This is a genomic window from Geminicoccus flavidas (assembly GCF_009806515.1).
Taxonomy (GTDB): domain Bacteria; phylum Pseudomonadota; class Alphaproteobacteria; order Geminicoccales; family Geminicoccaceae; genus Geminicoccus; species Geminicoccus flavidus.
Genome location: NZ_WUJP01001114.1, coordinates 1 through 1,461 on the forward strand (window position 1 = coordinate 1; position 1,461 = coordinate 1,461).

The following is a 1,461-nucleotide window of genomic DNA, read 5'->3' on the forward strand; positions in this document are numbered from 1 at the left end:
CCTGGGACGTGGTGGAAGCCCTGTTCCCCGCTGGTGTGGTGGGTTCGATGTTCGCGGCCTATGGCCGGCTGCTGGAACGGCTGGCCTCGGGCGAGGGCTGGTCGGGCGGGGTGGATGCGGCGGTGGCCGTCCCGCCACGGCCGGCCCCGGCGGTGGCCTTTGCGCCCGAGCCGCTGTTCGCCGGCTTCCTGCGCCAGGCGTCCCAGGCACCAGAGCGACCCGCCGTGATCGACGGTGCCGGTGCCATGAGCTTTGGCGAGCTTGCCCGGATCTCGGGCGTGGCCGCCGGCCGGCTCTTGGCGCTGGGGGCAGGGCCGGAGCGCGTGGTGGCGGTGGATCTGCCTAAGTCCTGGCAGCAGGCGGCGGCGACCCTGGGGGTGGTGCGCTCTGGTGCTGCCTATCTGCCGCTCGATCCTAGCCTGCCGCCAGCCAGACGTACGGCGCTGGTGGCGGCCACGAATGCGCTCGAGCTGGACTGGCCGGCCCTGCTGGACGGACAGGGTGAAGTGCCGGACCTGCCTTCGGTGGATCCGGCCAGCCTGGCCTATGTGATCTTCACCTCCGGCTCCACCGGCCAGCCCAAGGGCGTGATGGTCGAGCATGGGGCGGCGCTGAACACCATCCTGGACATCCACCGGCGCTGGCAGGTCGGGCGGGACGACCGGGTGCTGGGCCTCTCCGCGCTCAACTTCGACCTGTCGGTCTACGACCTGTTCGGCCTGCCAGGGGTGGGTGGGGCGCTGGTGCTGCCGGACGAGGCCGAGCGCCGTGATCCGGCTGCCTGGGCGGAGCTGATCACCCGGCACCGGGTGACGCTCTGGAACACGGTGCCGGCTTTGGCGGCGATGTTGGCCGAGCATGGCCTGCCGGCAGACCATCCGCTCCGCCTGTTCCTGCTCTCGGGCGACTGGATCCCCTTGGAGCTGGTGCCGAAGCTCCGCGCCCTGGCGCCAAAGGCGGAGCTGGTGTCGCTGGGTGGGGCCACCGAAGCCTCGATCTGGTCGATCTTCCACCCGATCGGTGAGCTGGACCCAGCCTGGAGCTCGGTGCCCTATGGCAAGCCCTTGGCCAACCAGGTGATGCAGGTGGTCAACTCGCGCGGTCAGCCCTGCCCGGACTGGGTGGTGGGCGAGATCGAGATCGGCGGGATCGGGCTGGCGCGCGGCTATTTCGGTGATCCGGCGCGTACCAACGAGCGCTTCCGCACCGACCCTCTCACCGGCGAGCGGCGCTACCGCACCGGCGATCTCGGCCGGTTCCGCGAGGGCGGGCTGATCGAGTTTTTGGGCCGCGAGGACTTCCAGGTGAAGGTGCAAGGCCACCGGATCGAGCTGGGCGAGATCGAGGCGCAGCTCATCCAGCACCCGGCGGTGCGCCAGGCCGTGGCCGCCGCCCTGCCTGCCCCCGGCCAGCCCCATGCCAAGACCCTCCATGCCTTCGTCGTGCCGGAGGAGGCCGGGG

1 protein-coding gene is annotated in these 1,461 nt (G+C 71.3%); it reads left to right on the forward strand.

Features of this window, described 5'->3' with window-relative positions; genetic code table 11:
- A partial coding sequence (locus EQG76_RS31325; protein ID WP_159719116.1) for an amino acid adenylation domain-containing protein occupies window positions 1-1,461 on the forward strand: 1,461 nt, incomplete at both ends.